This is a genomic window from Pseudomonas sp. BJa5, from assembly GCF_030272875.2.
Lineage (GTDB): Bacteria > Pseudomonadota > Gammaproteobacteria > Pseudomonadales > Pseudomonadaceae > Aquipseudomonas.
Map to the genome: position 1 here is coordinate 39,243 of NZ_JALRNG020000038.1, position 13,429 is coordinate 52,671.

The 13,429-nt window shown below is 63.4% G+C and carries 14 protein-coding genes and 1 pseudogene; 6 read left to right on the forward strand and 9 right to left on the reverse strand.

Translation table 11 applies throughout. From position 1 onward, the window contains the following. Positions 1 to 9: 9 nt before the first annotated feature. Positions 10 to 3,060, reverse strand: a complete 3,051-nt coding sequence (fdnG, locus tag M2D63_RS20330) for a formate dehydrogenase-N subunit alpha (RefSeq protein WP_285864793.1) — start codon at positions 3,058 to 3,060, stop codon at positions 10 to 12. Between the two features lie 407 nt (positions 3,061 to 3,467). Between fdnG and M2D63_RS20335 the strand changes: the two genes are divergently transcribed. Further along, positions 3,468 to 3,683 carry a molybdopterin-binding protein gene (locus M2D63_RS20335; protein WP_130265202.1) on the forward strand — a complete coding sequence of 72 codons (216 nt, stop codon included), beginning with the start codon at positions 3,468 to 3,470 and terminating at the stop codon, positions 3,681 to 3,683. Here M2D63_RS20335 and M2D63_RS20340 read toward each other — a convergent pair. Both M2D63_RS20340 and M2D63_RS20345 read right to left on the reverse strand, forming a co-directional pair. Continuing rightward, the gene (locus M2D63_RS20340) at positions 3,678 to 4,295 is read right to left on the reverse strand and encodes a metalloregulator ArsR/SmtB family transcription factor (protein WP_285864794.1); all 618 of its coding nucleotides are present in this window, start codon (positions 4,293 to 4,295) and stop codon (positions 3,678 to 3,680) included. The genes M2D63_RS20335 and M2D63_RS20340 overlap by 6 nt on opposite strands. Before the next feature lie 13 nt (positions 4,296 to 4,308). Next, positions 4,309 to 4,941, reverse strand: coding sequence for a hypothetical protein (locus tag M2D63_RS20345; protein WP_285864796.1), 633 nt, complete (start codon positions 4,939 to 4,941; stop codon positions 4,309 to 4,311). A 186-nt stretch (positions 4,942 to 5,127) separates the two neighbouring features. Between M2D63_RS20345 and M2D63_RS20350 the strand changes: the two genes are divergently transcribed. Then, entirely contained in the window at positions 5,128 to 6,018 is an 891-nt protein-coding gene (locus M2D63_RS20350; protein ID WP_285864797.1) for an EamA family transporter, read from the forward strand. Here the strand turns inward: M2D63_RS20350 and M2D63_RS20355 are convergent. Next, positions 5,960 to 7,408 (reverse strand): MFS transporter, encoded by a 1,449-nt coding sequence (locus tag M2D63_RS20355; RefSeq protein ID WP_285864798.1) that lies wholly within the window; start codon positions 7,406 to 7,408, stop codon positions 5,960 to 5,962. The genes M2D63_RS20350 and M2D63_RS20355 overlap by 59 nt on opposite strands. 143 nt (positions 7,409 to 7,551) lie before the next feature. On the opposite strand from M2D63_RS20355, the gene M2D63_RS20360 reads away from it, so the two are divergent. The 3 genes from M2D63_RS20360 (at position 7,552) to M2D63_RS20370 (ending at position 8,663) form a co-directional block, all read left to right on the forward strand. After that, positions 7,552 to 7,872 (forward strand): YbjQ family protein, encoded by a 321-nt coding sequence (locus M2D63_RS20360; RefSeq protein WP_285864799.1) that lies wholly within the window; start codon positions 7,552 to 7,554, stop codon positions 7,870 to 7,872. Positions 7,873 to 8,034: 162 nt separating this feature from the next. Beyond that, the gene (locus tag M2D63_RS20365; RefSeq protein ID WP_285864800.1) at positions 8,035 to 8,223 is read left to right on the forward strand and encodes a hypothetical protein; all 189 of its coding nucleotides are present in this window, start codon (positions 8,035 to 8,037) and stop codon (positions 8,221 to 8,223) included. A gap of 137 nt (positions 8,224 to 8,360) precedes the next feature. Next, positions 8,361 to 8,663 carry a hypothetical protein gene (locus M2D63_RS20370; protein ID WP_285864801.1) on the forward strand — a complete coding sequence of 101 codons (303 nt, stop codon included), beginning with the start codon at positions 8,361 to 8,363 and terminating at the stop codon, positions 8,661 to 8,663. Here the strand turns inward: M2D63_RS20370 and M2D63_RS20375 are convergent. The 3 genes from M2D63_RS20375 to M2D63_RS20385 all read right to left on the reverse strand — a co-directional run bounded on the left by M2D63_RS20375 (position 8,654) and on the right by M2D63_RS20385 (position 10,998). Then, positions 8,654 to 9,076, reverse strand: a complete 423-nt coding sequence (locus tag M2D63_RS20375; protein ID WP_285864802.1) for a group II truncated hemoglobin — start codon at positions 9,074 to 9,076, stop codon at positions 8,654 to 8,656. The two genes, M2D63_RS20370 and M2D63_RS20375, sit on opposite strands and share 10 nt — an antisense overlap. 93 nt (positions 9,077 to 9,169) lie before the next feature. Continuing rightward, entirely contained in the window at positions 9,170 to 9,571 is a 402-nt protein-coding gene (locus M2D63_RS20380; RefSeq protein WP_285864803.1) for a hypothetical protein, read from the reverse strand. Next, positions 9,571 to 10,998, reverse strand: coding sequence for a PAAR domain-containing protein (locus tag M2D63_RS20385; RefSeq protein ID WP_285864804.1), 1,428 nt, complete (start codon positions 10,996 to 10,998; stop codon positions 9,571 to 9,573). The genes M2D63_RS20380 and M2D63_RS20385 overlap by 1 nt, the downstream gene beginning before the upstream one ends. 340 nt (positions 10,999 to 11,338) lie before the next feature. On the opposite strand from M2D63_RS20385, the pseudogene M2D63_RS20390 reads away from it, so the two are divergent. Further along, a pseudogene (locus M2D63_RS20390) lies at positions 11,339 to 11,518 on the forward strand (exodeoxyribonuclease III); the annotation flags it as partial. Between the two features lie 54 nt (positions 11,519 to 11,572). On the opposite strand, the gene M2D63_RS20395 reads toward M2D63_RS20390, so the two are convergent. Both M2D63_RS20395 and M2D63_RS20400 read right to left on the reverse strand, forming a co-directional pair. Further along, positions 11,573 to 11,974, reverse strand: coding sequence for a hypothetical protein (locus tag M2D63_RS20395; RefSeq protein ID WP_285864805.1), 402 nt, complete (start codon positions 11,972 to 11,974; stop codon positions 11,573 to 11,575). Next, positions 11,967 to 13,391, reverse strand: coding sequence for a PAAR domain-containing protein (locus M2D63_RS20400; RefSeq protein ID WP_285864806.1), 1,425 nt, complete (start codon positions 13,389 to 13,391; stop codon positions 11,967 to 11,969). Before M2D63_RS20400 ends, M2D63_RS20395 begins: the two co-directional genes overlap by 8 nt. Between the last annotated feature and the right edge of the window lie 38 nt (positions 13,392 to 13,429).

Consider the following 13,429-nt stretch of genomic DNA (forward strand, 5'->3'; position numbering starts at 1 on the left):
TTTCGCCCCTCAGACCTTTTCAATGTTGACGAGAAACGCCTTGTATTCCGGCGTCTGGGTATTGGAGTCGCCCACGCCCGGGGTCAGGGTGTTGGCCAGGAAACCCTTGCGGGTGGCACCTTCGTAGCCCCAGTGGCAGGGGATGCCGATGGTGTCGACGGCCTGGCCATCGACGCTGAGGCGGCGGATGCGCTTGGTGACCACGGCCTTGGCCTTGATATAGCCGCGCTGGGTGCTGACCTTGACCGTGTCGCCCTGGACGATGCCCTTGTCGGCCGCCAGCTTTTCGCCGATCTCGATGAATTGCTCGGGCTGGATAATGGCGTTCAGGCGCGCATGCTTGGTCCAGTGGCGGAACAGTTCGGTGATCGAATAGGTGGTCGCCACATAGGGGAAGTCTTCGCGGCTGCCCATGCGCTGGCGGTCGTTTTCGTACAGGCGCGCGGTGGGGCTGTAGGTCACCTTCGGGTGTAGCGGGTTGTGCGCCAGCGGGCTTTCGGTCGGTTCGTAGTGCTCGGGGAACGGGCCATCGTTCAGGGCCCCCACCGAGAACAGCCGGCCCAGGCCTTCAGGCAGCATGATGAACGGGTTGACCTTGCCGCCCGGTGCGGCGTTGACGGCGAAGTCGGGCACGTCGACCCCGCTCCAGCGCGTGCCGTCCCAGCCGATCAGCTTGCGCTTCGGGTCCCAGGGCTGGCCCTGGGGGTCGGCGGAGGCGCGGTTGTAGAGGATGCGCCGGTTCTGCGGCCAGGCCCAGGCCCAGCCCGGGGTGCAGCCCAGGCCGCTGTCGGCGTTGTCGCGGCGGGCCATCTGGTTGCCCTGTTCGGTCCAGGAGCCGGCGAAGATCCAGTTGAAGCACTGGGTACTGCCGTCGTCGCGCAACTGCGAGAAATCGCTCAGCAACTGGCCCTTGCGCAGGATCAGCTGGCCTTGCTCGTCGTGCAGGTCGGCCAGGGCGCGGCCGTTGGACTCCTTGGCCACTTCTTCGGGCTTGGGGTCGAAGGGGTCGGCGTAGTCCCAGGCCATGTTGAGGATCGGCGCCGGGTTGGCGCCGCCTTCGGCCTGGTACAGCTCGCGCAGTTTCATGAACAGATGGCCGAGGATCTTGCCATCGTGCCAGGCCTCGCCGGGCGGCGCGGCGCCGGCCCAGTGCCACTGCAGCCAGCGCCCGGAGTTGACGATCGAGCCGTCTTCCTCGGCAAAGCAGGAAGAGGGCAGGCGGAACACTTCGGTCTGGATCGAGGCGCTGTCGACGTCGTGTTCCTCGCCGTGGTTCTGCCAGAAGCTGGAGGTCTCGGTGGCCAACGGGTCGATGATCACCAGGAACTTGAGCTTGGCCAATGCCGCCTGGGCCTTGTTCTTGTCGGGGAAGGCCGCGATCGGGTTGAAGCCCTGGGCGATGTAGCCGTTGACCTTGCCTTCGTACATGCGGTTGCTGTAGTTGAGCACGTCGTAGCTGTCATCCCACTTGGGCAGCCAGTCGAAGCCCCAGTCGTTGTCGCGGGTGGCCTTGTCGCCCCAGAGACTCTTCATCAGGCTGACGAAGAACTTCGGCGTGTGCTTGTAGTAGTTGACCTGGTCTTCGAGCAGCGCAGTCGGGGTGGTCTGCTTGAGGTAGGTGGCCAGGTCCTTCTGCTCGTCGGACGGCAGGTTCATGTAGCCGGGCAGGCGCAGCGACAGCAGGCCCAGGTCGGTGTAGCCCTGGATGTTGGAGTGGCCACGCAGGGCGTTGACCCCGCCACCGGCCATGCCGATGTTGCCCAACAGCAGCTGGATCATGCCCGAGCCACGGATCATCTGCGCGCCGTTGGTGTGGTGGGTCCAGCCCAGCGCGTAGAGGAAGGTGGCGGTCTTGTCCGGGACGCTGGTGGAGGCGAGGATGGCGCAGATCTGCAGGAAGTCGTCCTTGGGTGTACCGCAGACGCGGGTGACCATTTCCGGGGTGTAGCGGCTGACGTGGGCCTTGAGCAGGTTCCACACGCAGCGCGGGTGCTGCAGGGTCAGGTCGCGCCTGGCGTAGCCCTTTTCGTCGAGCTCGTAGGTCCAGGAGCTGCGGTCGTAGCTGCGCTTGCTGGCGTCATAGCCGCTGAACAGGCCGTCGTCGAAGTGGTAGTCCTCGCGCACGATCAGGCTGGCGTTGGTGTAGTGGCGCACGTACTCGTGCTGGACCTTGTCATGGCTGATCAGGTAGTTGACCACGCCCATCAGGAAGGTCACGTCGGAGCCGGCGCGGATCGGCGAGTAGATGTCGGCCACTGCGGCGCTGCGGTTGAAGCGCGGGTCGACGACGATGACCTTGGCGCCGTTGCGGATCTTCGCCTCGATCACCCATTTGAAGCCCACCGGGTGCGCCTCGGCCGGGTTGCCGCCCATGATCAGCACCACGTTGGCGTTCTTGATGTCGACCCAGTTGTTGGTCATGGCGCCACGGCCGAAGGTCGGCGCCAGGGCCGACACGGTCGGCGCGTGGCAGACCCGCGCCTGGCTGTCGGTGCCAAGGATCCCCAGGGCGCGGGTGAAGCGCTGGTCGAGCGAGCCGGTTTCGCTGCTGGCCGCCGAGGAGCAGAGCATGCCGGTGGTCAGCCAGCGGTTGACGGTGGTGCCCTTGGCGTTTTTCTCGATGAAGTTGGCGTCGCGGTCATCCTTCATCAACCGGGCGATGCGCTCGATGGCGTGTTCCCAGCTGATGCGCTGCCACGTGTCCGAGCCCGGCGCGCGGTACTCGGGGTACAGCAGGCGCTGTTCACTGTGCACGTAGTCGACCAGGCCCGCGCCCTTGGGGCACAGCGAGCCGCGGCTGACCGGGTGGTCCGGGTCGCCTTCGATATGGAAGATGCGTGCCTTGGCGTTCTTGGCACCGTCACCCAGGCTGTACATGAGGATCCCGCAGCCCACCGAGCAGTAGGTGCAGTTGTTGCGGGTTTCCTTGGCGCGCAGCAGCTTGTACTGGCGCGACTGGGTGGCCTGGGCCATGCCCGGCGCGAAGCCCAGGGTCGCACAGGTGGCCGTGGCGACACCGGCGGTGCAGAGCTTGAAGAACTGGCGTCTGCCGAGTCCCATGGGTATCTCCTTATTCTGGCGGCTGCACACAGCAGCGGGCATAGGCATGCCCGGCAACAAGGCGTCGCAAGCGCAGTTGGCTGAGGGTGATCACGATTGGTGCAAGGCCCTGTCTGGCGCAGGACTCGGATGACGCGGATGAACGGTAGTGTATTTCCGTACGGAAAGTAGGACTAATCAAGAGGGTCGATGGCGCTATCGAGCGGGTCTATCACTGAAGCGTTCAGGCCCGTAATCCTTGGCGTTCGGGGGATGCAACCCTGATGTCCTTTCGACCAAAGTCGTAGGTGTTACATGCGTTTTGGTTATAATTAAGTAATTATTTATTCTTTTTAATTTTATACGGCGCGAGGCACTCTGCACCTCAAGCACTGCGTGGCAGTGCACCCAGGACGAGGAAGCAGAGCATGACCATCAAGGCGATCAACGTACGCAATCAGTTCAAGGGCACGGTCAAGGAGATCATCGAAGGGCCGGTGGTGTCGGAAATCGATGTGCAGACTTCCGCCGGTATCGTCACCTCGGTGATCACCACCCGTTCGGTGCATGAGCTGGAACTGCGCATCGGCAGCGAGGTGATTGCCTTCGTCAAATCCACCGAGGTCTCGATCGCCAAGCTATGAGGCGTCGCGCACCAATTGAAAGCGACACACCTGCCCCCCGCGCAGCATGCATTCCAGGTGCTGCACCTTCCCCCCACCCAGGCTGCCGATCAGCGCCAGGTCGAGCTCACAGACTTCAGGGTGAGCCTCGGCCAGCTGATGGAACACGCAGTTGTGGGCGACGATCTGTTCCGTATCGCCTGAGCGGAAGAACACCTCGGCTTCGTAGCCGACTTCCTTCATATGCGCAGCGATCTGCGATTCGTCCAGGCGAGTGGCGCTCAGGTCGCGGGCCATTTTCTCGCCCAGGCGGCGCAGCAGGGCGACCAGGGCTTCATGGCCGATCACATCGGCCACTTCGCTGATCAACAGGTTGGCCAGCAGGTGATAGTGGCGCGGGAACAGTTCATGGCCACGGGCACTGAGCTGGTACAACTGCTCGGGGCGCCGGCCGGTGGCGCGCAGTCCGCCGCGCACCACCAGGTCGTCACGCTCCAGTGCCGCCAGGTGCTGGCGCACCGCAGTACGGGTGACCGCCAGCTGGCTGGCCAGCGCTTCGATGCTCATGCCCTCTGCCCGGTACAGCAGGGCAGAGAGCAGATCCTGTTGGGTACGTCCCAGGCCTTCGAACATCGGTGGACCTCGCTTAGAACTTGTCCGGGAACTGTTTGACCAGCGCCGCCGTCAAGGCGTCGGCCAGCGCGAGGATATGTTCGCGCATGTGTTTCCAGGTGGTGGCTTCTGCCTTGTAGTCCTTTTTACCCAGTTCGTCGATCTGGGCGATATGGTGCCCGCCGTGGGCGGCGAGGAGGGTATTGAGGGTGGCTTCCGGCAAATAGGGGTTGGCCGTGGCGAGGAACTTGGCCAGGGCCTTGGCGTTGCTGGTCAGGTCGGCCACAGCGGCCTGCTTGTCCTTGGCCGAATTGCCGACGCTGGCATCACTGTACTGCTTGACCGCACCCCAGTGCCCGGCCAGCAGTTTGAGCAACTGGTCGGCGGCCGGCTGGCCATAGAGCGGGGCAATGCTGTTGGCGATCGCCGTGGCATTGCTGACCACCTCCTGGCTGGCGACATCGGCTTGCTGGCGATTGCCGGCCTGATTGGCGATGACGTAGTTACGGATCCAGAAAATATGCTCCACCCACAAGTCGCGCAGGGCCAGGCGCGTGGTCAGGGCGGCGGACTCTGCCGCAGGCGCAGCAGGTTGCGCGGCAGGGCTCAGGGCAGGAAATGCACACAACGCCGCCAGCAGCAGCGCAACGAACAGTCTGGTCTTCATGGCAGTACCCTCGGAAGGTGAAGTAGTCTACAAAATCAATTACAGCATAAAAATATGCCGTTATTGCCCCACCCGCCGAACGGTCCCCTAGTCGCTTTCAGCTCCCCCAAAGTCGCAATGAACAGATGCAATCCCCCCTTCAAACTCCTACGATGTTGCGAAATATTACAAGGAAGGTCGGGGGCTATGCCGTTAAAGGACTTGCTGTTGGCGTTGGTGGTGATCGTTGCCTGGGGCGTGAATTTCGTGGTGATCAAGGTGGGCCTGGACGGACTGCCGCCGATGTTGCTGGGGGCGTTGCGCTTTGCCCTGGTGGCGTTTCCGGCGGTTTTCCTGATCAAGCGACCGCAATTGCCCTGGCGCTGGTTGATCGCCTACGGGGCGACCATATCCCTGGGCCAGTTCGCCTTCCTGTTCCAGGCCATGGGCAGCGGCATGCCGCCGGGCCTGGCCTCGCTGGTGCTGCAGTCGCAGGCGTTCTTCACCCTGTTTTTCGCGGCGCTGTTCCTGGGCGAACGCCTGCGCGCCGCCAGCGTGCTGGGTTTGCTGGTAGCCGCCGGTGGCCTGGCGTTGATCGGTAGCGAAAATGGCGCCAGCGTGCCGCTATTGGCCTTGATCCTGACCCTGTGCGCCGGGGCCATGTGGGCCCTGGGCAATATCATCACCCGGCGCTTTGGCAAGGTCGACCTGGTGGCCCTGGTGATCTGGGGCGGACTGATTCCGCCACTGCCGTTCTTCGCCCTGTCCTGGTGGCTGGAAGGGCCGGCGCGCATCGAAAGCGCGCTGCTGGGCATCGGCTGGAGTTCGATCCTGGCGCTGGCCTACCTGGCCTTTGTCGCCACTTTGCTGGGTTACAGCCTGTGGAGCCATTTGCTGTCGCGCTACCCGGCCGGCAAGGTGGCGCCGTTTTCGCTGCTGGTGCCGGTGGTGGGCCTGAGTTCATCGGCGCTGTTGCTGGGCGAGCGGCTGACGCCCCTGCAGGGGTGGGGGGCGATGCTGGTGATGGCCGGGTTGTTGATCAATGTCTTCGGTCCGCGCCTGCTGGTGGCCCGGGTCGCCGACCAGGAACGCGCCTGACCAGCACCAGCACCAGCAACGGCGCCAGGGTAAACAGGCCGAACAACCAGGCCGCCGCCTGCCGTGCGCCTGCCACGCCACCGGGGTCGACCAGCCCGGCGCTGTTGCTGACTACGCCGGCCAGGGCGGCGGCCAGTGCCGTGGCGTAGAGCTGCAGCGTGGTGATCGAGGCCGAGGCCAGGGTTTCTTCGCCCGCACGTGCGGCGCCCAGCACCCGGCTCATCAGGTGCGGCCAGCCCAGGCCGATGCCCAGCCCGACCCCGGCCAGGGCCAGGCAGTAGCTGAGCCAGCCGGCGAGGTGGCTCAGCCACTGCGTGCGGGGTGTCATCAGGGCCAGCGCCGGCAACGCCAGCAGGATGATTGCCGGCCCCAGACGCATCAGGCGCTCGGCCGCAGCGCCCGTGCAACCGGCACCGAGCAGGGCGGCCAGGGTCCAGCCGCCGGCCATGACCGCTGTCATGTAGCCCGCGGCCAGCGGGCCCAGGCCATGGATGCGCTGAAGGAAGTAAGGCACGAAGATCTCGGTGGTCATGGCTGCGATCAACAGGCACATGATCGCGTAGAGCACCCCCAGGCGATTGCCCAGCGAGTAGGCACCGGCGGGCAGCAAGCGGCGTTCCGGCCCACGGTCGCGGCGGGCGACCAGCACGACGATGGCAAGGCCCATGCCGATGCCCAGCAGGTTCCACGACAAGCGCTCGGCCAGGCTCGCAGCCGAGAGGGCCAGCACCGACAGCACGACGCCTGCGATCAGCGCATAGGGGGGAGGGCCGGGGCAGGCGTTTGTCGAGACATTGCGATCAAGCTGCCTGCCGACCACCACGGCGAGTGCCGCCACCACCGGCAGCAAGGCCCAGAATGCCCAGCGCCACAGGCCCGCCTGGGCGAACACGCCGCCGATGGCCGGGCCGGACAGGGTGGCCATGCCCCACATGCCGGAGATCAGGGCCACGGCCCGGGGCCACAGGCGTTCCTCGAACAGCAGGCGGATCAGCGCATAGCTCAAGGCAAACAGGGTGCCGCCGCCCAGGCCCTGGACACTGCGTCCGCCCAGCAGCAGCGGCATGTTCGGCGCCAGGGCACAGAGCGCCGAACCTGCGGCGAACACCGCCAGCGCCAGCAGGAACGTGGCACGGGGGCCGAGGCGTGCGAGCAGTTGCGCCGACAGGGTCGAGCCGATGATCGAGGTCGCCACGAACAGCGTGGTGCTCCAGGCATACAGTGCCAGCCCGCCGATATCGGCGATCACCGTCGGCAGGATGGTGGTGACGATATGCACATTGATCGCGTACAGGCCCACGCCACCGGCCAGGGCGATAGTGTGCAGGGCATTGCGTCCGTGCAGCAGTTCGCCCCAGGACGCGCGCGGCGGAGCAGGGGCGAAGGGCATGGGCGCACCGTGCAGAGACGCCAGTGGCGGTGGCTGCAAGTCTAGGTGGGCAGGGGCTGTTAGACAAAGCCAGCTGAGCGTGGCGGTTTTGCTACCATCGCCTTTTTGTCCGTACACCGCTTGCAAGCGCGAAGGAGAGCAACATGATCATCACCACTACCGGTACCGTCGAAGGGCGGCAGATCGAAACCTATCTGGATGTGGTCAGCGCCGAATCGGTCCAGGGCATCAACGTGGTACGTGATGTATTCACAAGCTTTCGGGATTTCTTCGGTGGCCGCTCGCAAACCCTGGAAAGCGCCCTGAAAGAAGCGCGTATCCAGGCCACCGACGAGATCAAGGCCCGCGCCCGTGACCTGCGAGCCGACGCCGTGGTGGGCCTGGACTATGAAATCAGCATGCCTTCGGCCCGTGGCGGAATGGTCGTGGTGTTCGTCACCGGCACCGCCGTCAAGCTGCGCTAAAGCGGTGGGTGCGACAAAATGGCGCGGCCATTGGTCGGGGTTTCGGCTTTTTGCCCGGGCGGTCCACAAATGACCGGCTAGTCTCAGGGGCACTTGGGGCGGTATTTTTTCGGGCAATCATCTGTTTGCCGGTACCGGCCCGTTGTTGGAGGGAGACGGGGCATGAGCAATTCCTACATCGAAGACAACGGCGACGAATTTCCAATCAACAGCCAGGTACGTTGCGGCCAGGCCGCCTTCCAGCTGGGCTTTGCCCACATGACCCTGGACGATTCGGACCAGATCAAGCCCAGCCATCTGCAGCGCGCCAAGAAGGGCCGGTTCATGCCCAGGTTCCCGGCGAAAAAGTGAACCGGTTCTCATCACCCCGCCCCTCGTGGCGGGGTTTTTTATGCATTGATTGACCTTGCTCAAGGGTTGCGGATTCGGCGCTCGCCTGAATCGCGCGGCTGTGTCTTACTTGTCCGGCTATCAACAGGGGGTGATCGATGCGTATCAGGGAAGAGACTTACTGGAAGTGGGCTGACCCGCAACTGCACAGCCGCAGCCATGACGAGGCGCTCAGCGATGGCACCAGTATCGACGTGCAGGTCAGGCTGTCACGTACCGGTGCCACGCAGTTGTTCCTCGGCATCTATACCGCCCATGGCAAGGCGATGATCGAGGAGTACTACCACAGCCGGCCGGGCGAAACCATGAGCCGGGCCATGGTCTGGGGCGTGGACCGCGCCCGGGCGCTGCTCACCGGGCTGTTGCCGCTGGAGCAGGCGCCGTTGCGGCGTCAGGCCTGAGCGTGGCGGTTGCGGCTGGCCTGGACGATGCGCTGGGCCGGCACGCGCAACTGGCGCAGCAGGTATTCGGCGAATTCCGCCGAATAGTCCTGCAGGGCAATAGCGTGTTCCATGCAACTCAACCAGATTTCGCTGTGGGACTCGTCGATCGGCCATTGGGCATGGAAGGCCGGGATGGCGATCGAGCCGTAGCGCTCCTTGAACAACGCCGGGCCGCCGAGCCAGCCACTGAGAAAACACGCCAGCTTGTCCCGTGACGCGTCCAGGTTGTCCGGGTGCATCCGGCGTACTGGAAGGGCAGCGGGTGACTGGTCCATCAGCCGGTAGAAATCATCGACCAGACGACGCAGGCCGTCGATGCCGCCGGCGGCCTGGTAGGAGGCGTCGCCGGTGCCGAATGCGGGGCTGTTCATGGGCGTGCTCTTGAAGGAAAGCGGGCATTGTAGTCCGTTTGTAATGGAAAAAGCCCGACCCTTGAGGGACGGGCTTCGATTCTGGAGAGTGGCTCAGACTTCCGAAAGCTTGATCAGGCCAACGCCCAGAAAGAACCAGGCTGAACCTATGATGACCAACCAGGCCGAGATGACCATCCGACGTTTCAAGCCAGGAGGAAAATTACGCACTTCCTCGGCATTTAGTAGCCCTCTGCGGATACCAAATGGCGGATAGAGCATTGCAGCGCAGATCGTATTGACCAGATAGTAACGTGATTTCAGGCTCGTAACTCCCCAGATGGGTATCTGCTGCAAGAGCCAGGGGCAGTTGGGAAGCGCTGCAAGCATGATGCTGAAGCTGCGGCTGCAGGCTATGTGACAGGAAATTGCGACCCCTGACATGCCAATCACAAAAGGCGTGAATAGGAAGGCGAACCGGATGCCCGGATGCCAGGAGTAATAGAAATCAGTCATCATTGTCCAATCCAATTGTATATCTCCTCCCCGATGAGCTCGCCCCCTTTACCCCCTTCGACACTACCGACCAGCGAACCACCTCCAACCAAGACGATGCCACAGATTGCCCCACCCAAACCTCCGGTGGCAGCGGTTACAATCCCACAGGTCAAATATGCGGCATAGCCTCCAAGACCGGCTCCAAACGCCCCGCCACCCAACCCGCCAGAAAAACTCCCCACCTCAGTGAATCGAATCTTCTTGCATTCCTCCGTCTCCCCGGCGCGACACACCTCCTGCACTTTGAGCAACGATGCGCCGCCCCCGAGCGCAATCCCAACGTATCCCCCGTATTTGAGGTACTGCGCGGTCTTCGCCACCTGATTCAGGTGCGTGGCATAGCCGGGAATCTGCCCGGGCGCACCGGCTCGGCTCCAGTGATGCACCAGACTCTTGGTCGAGATGCCCAGGTCACGACGCAGGACGTCGTAACTGCCGAGGTTCAGCGGTTTATTTAGGAAGGAGACTTTCAACTGCGCCTCAAGCTGGCGGAGCAGTTGCTGGCGGGAGGCGAAGAACTCGGGACTTTTCAAATGGCCATGGGCGATGAATGAGCGTTGGTGCAGTTGTTCCACCGCATGCAAGGTACCTTTGACCTGGTCGAGCCCTTGCTTGAGCATCGCCTGGCCGACACCCATCGACTTGCTCGCGCCATCGAGCAACCCGGCGATCTCGCCCTGGTAGCGGGCCATGAAGTTGGCTTCTTCCTCGGTGAGCGGCGCCAGCACTTCCCGGACCCGGGCGGCGACAACCATCAGGTCGACTTCTTCCCGGGTGCAGGCCGTACCGTTATTCGGATCGCCAATAACGAACAGCTCGCCGGCCTTGTAGCCTTGGGCAAAGGTCGGATTGAGCCGGTGTAAGCGGGCCGACAGGTAGCGGGTTTCGCCGCCCAGCTGAGCCAGCACCTGCTGGCCGGACATGCTGCGCGGCACCACATAGAAGCCAGGTTCCAGCGTGCCTGGCGCGGCGGACATGGCTGGCGTGGGGTGGTTGGCGGGAGAGAAACCGGAGCTTGAGGGCGTTGCCGACCCTGCCGGCGCTCGGCTTGCGGGTTCGGCGGCGCGGCTGGCGGTGGGCCTGTCCGACCCGATCCAGTCGCCCAGCGGCGCAATCAGTCGGTTGCTGCCGGGCGGACAGCCGCAGGCCACCAGCATGCCGTCCACGGCCACCGGCAACCCGTGGAAGGTGAAGCGCGAGTCGCCTTCGGCAATTTTTCCGGACTGCCCGCATTCCGGGCATGCTGTGGTGACATCGCCCTTGCGCAGGACGCCGCGACCACCATGGGCCGCTTGCGGCAGACTGCTGATGCAGGTGGCACCGGTGGTGGTCTTGTCGCCGTGTAGCCCTTCGCCCCGGCCGAACATGTTCGAACGCTTGCCCATGCTTCACCCCTCGACCGTCAGTGCAGCGTGCGCTGCCAGTGGATGGGCGATGCTGTCGGTTGGAAAATCGTTCCTTGTAGACATGTACTGATTCCTTGGGCAAATGGAACCCGGAACCTAGCATGGGAAAATCGGCTTTTTACGCGGTAAAAATCGAAACAGAAATGCCCTACATGACTGTCGGAATACAACGAAGTCCGCAGGAAGAAGCCGGACAGCAAAAAGACGAACCTATGGGCTCGCCTCTTCAGGGGCTGCTCCACCGATCATTATTTGATCAATCGCCACGTCAGCGAATAGTGATACGACTGCCCGTCATTGGCCCTGACCTCGGCAATAGTACAGCTGGTGGCCGGACAACGAGCAGGCCGAGATGCTCAATCTGGGCTGGCGTTTCGACTACCAGCTGCTGACCCCGGGCCTGCGCCGTTTCGTGCGAAGCGCGCGCCTGCCACGTCAGCCACGCTTCTCCCAGCATGCGCCACTGATCGTGGACTATGACTGGACGCTGACGATCTGAGTCGATCAGTCACAAAAAAACCGACAGTGCGTCGGTTTTTTTGTGACTGAAATTTCACCGTGTTGGGGAGAGCTTGATCAAGGCGACGCCGATTACGAGCCAGGCGCAGCCAATGATGATCAGCCAGGAACTCACCAGCAATCGACGCCGCAGCCGCGGTGGAAAGTTGCGCAAGTCTTCTGCGTCCATCATCCCCAAGCGAATGCATAACTTGGGATAGAGAAACGCGCCGGTGATAGTAGTCAGCAGATAACAGCGTGATCTCAAGCTCGTCGTCCCCCAGAACGGTATCTGTAGCTTGAGCCAGCGACTGTTTGAAAGGCTTGCAATGATGAGGTCGAAGTCACGACTGCGGGCGGTGTAGGTTTCGATGGCTACGCCTGACAAGCCGATTATGAACGGAGCTAAACCGAAGGCGAGGGCAATGCCCGGCGGCCAGGTGTTGATATCAATCACTTTGCACCTCGTAGAGTATGTCTCCCACCCACTCTCCAAATGACCCGCCGCCAACTCCCCCGGCTAGTGATCCGCCTCCTACCAGTACAACTCCACAGACAGCGACGCCGACTGGACCAGCCGCGGCTGCGAAACCACATACGGCCATCGCTACCTTTCCTCCCGCGTATCCACCAAGCGAGCCAACGCCTAGCCCACCCGTAAAACTCCCTGCCTCAGTAAATCGAATCCTCTTACACTCCTCCGTCTCGCCGGCACGACACACCTCCTGCACCTTGAGCACCGACGCACCGCCACCGAGCGCAACCCCGACGTATCCCCCGTACTTGAGGTATTTCGCCGTCTTCGCCACCTGATCCAGGTGCGTGGCATAGCCGGGAATCTGCCCGGGCGCGCCGGCTCGGCTCCAGTGGTGCACCAGACTCTTGGTCGAAATGCCCAGGTCGCGACGCAACACGTCGTAACTGCCAAGGTTCAGCGCTTTGTTGAGGAAAGAGCCTCGCAACTGCCCATCCAGTTGCCGGAGCACCTGCTGGCGCGAGGCGAAGAACTCCGGGCTTTTCAAATTGCCGTGGGTGATGAACGAGCGTTGATACAGTTGTTCCACCGCATGCAAGGTGCCTTCGACCTGCCGCAACCCTTGCTTGAGCATCGACTGGCCGACGCCCATGGACTCGCTCGCCCCATCAAGCACCCCCGCAATCTCGCCCTGGTAACGGGCCATGAAGTTGGCCTCGTCCTCGGTGAGCGGCGCCAGCACCTCGCGGACCCGGGCAGCGGCAGCCATCAGGTCGGCTTCTTCCCGGGTACAGGCCGTACCGTTGTGCGGATCGCCAATGACGAACAGCTCGCCGGCTTTGAAGCCTTGGGCAAAGGTGGGGTTGAGCCGGTGCAGCCGGGCCGACAGGTAGCGGGTTTCGCCACCCAGCTGGGCCAGCACCTGTTGGCCCGACATGCTACGCGGCACTACATAGAAGCCAGGTTCCAGCGTGCCCGGTGCGGCGGACATGGTTGGTGAGGCGTGGTTGGCGGGAGAGAAGCCGGAACTTGAAGGCGGGGGTGACGCCGTCGGCGCCCGGCTGGCGGGTTCGGCGGCGCGGTTAGCGGAGGGCCTGTCCGGCCCGATCCAGTCGCCCAAGGGGGCAATCAGCCGATTGCTGCCAGGCGGGCAGCCGCAGGCCACCAGCATGCCATCCACGGCCACCGGTTTCCCATGGAAGGTGAAGCGTGAATCCCCTTCGGCAATTTTTCCGGACTGCCCGCACTTCGGGCATTCGGTAGTGACGTCGCCCTTGCGCAGGACGCCGCGACCACCATGGGCAGCTTGTGGCAGGCTGCTGATACAGGTGGCACCGGTGGTGGTCTTGTCACCGTGGAGCCCTTCGCCCCGGCCGAACATATTCGAACGCTTGCCCATGCTTCACCCCTCGACCGCCAGTGCAGCGTGCGCTGCCA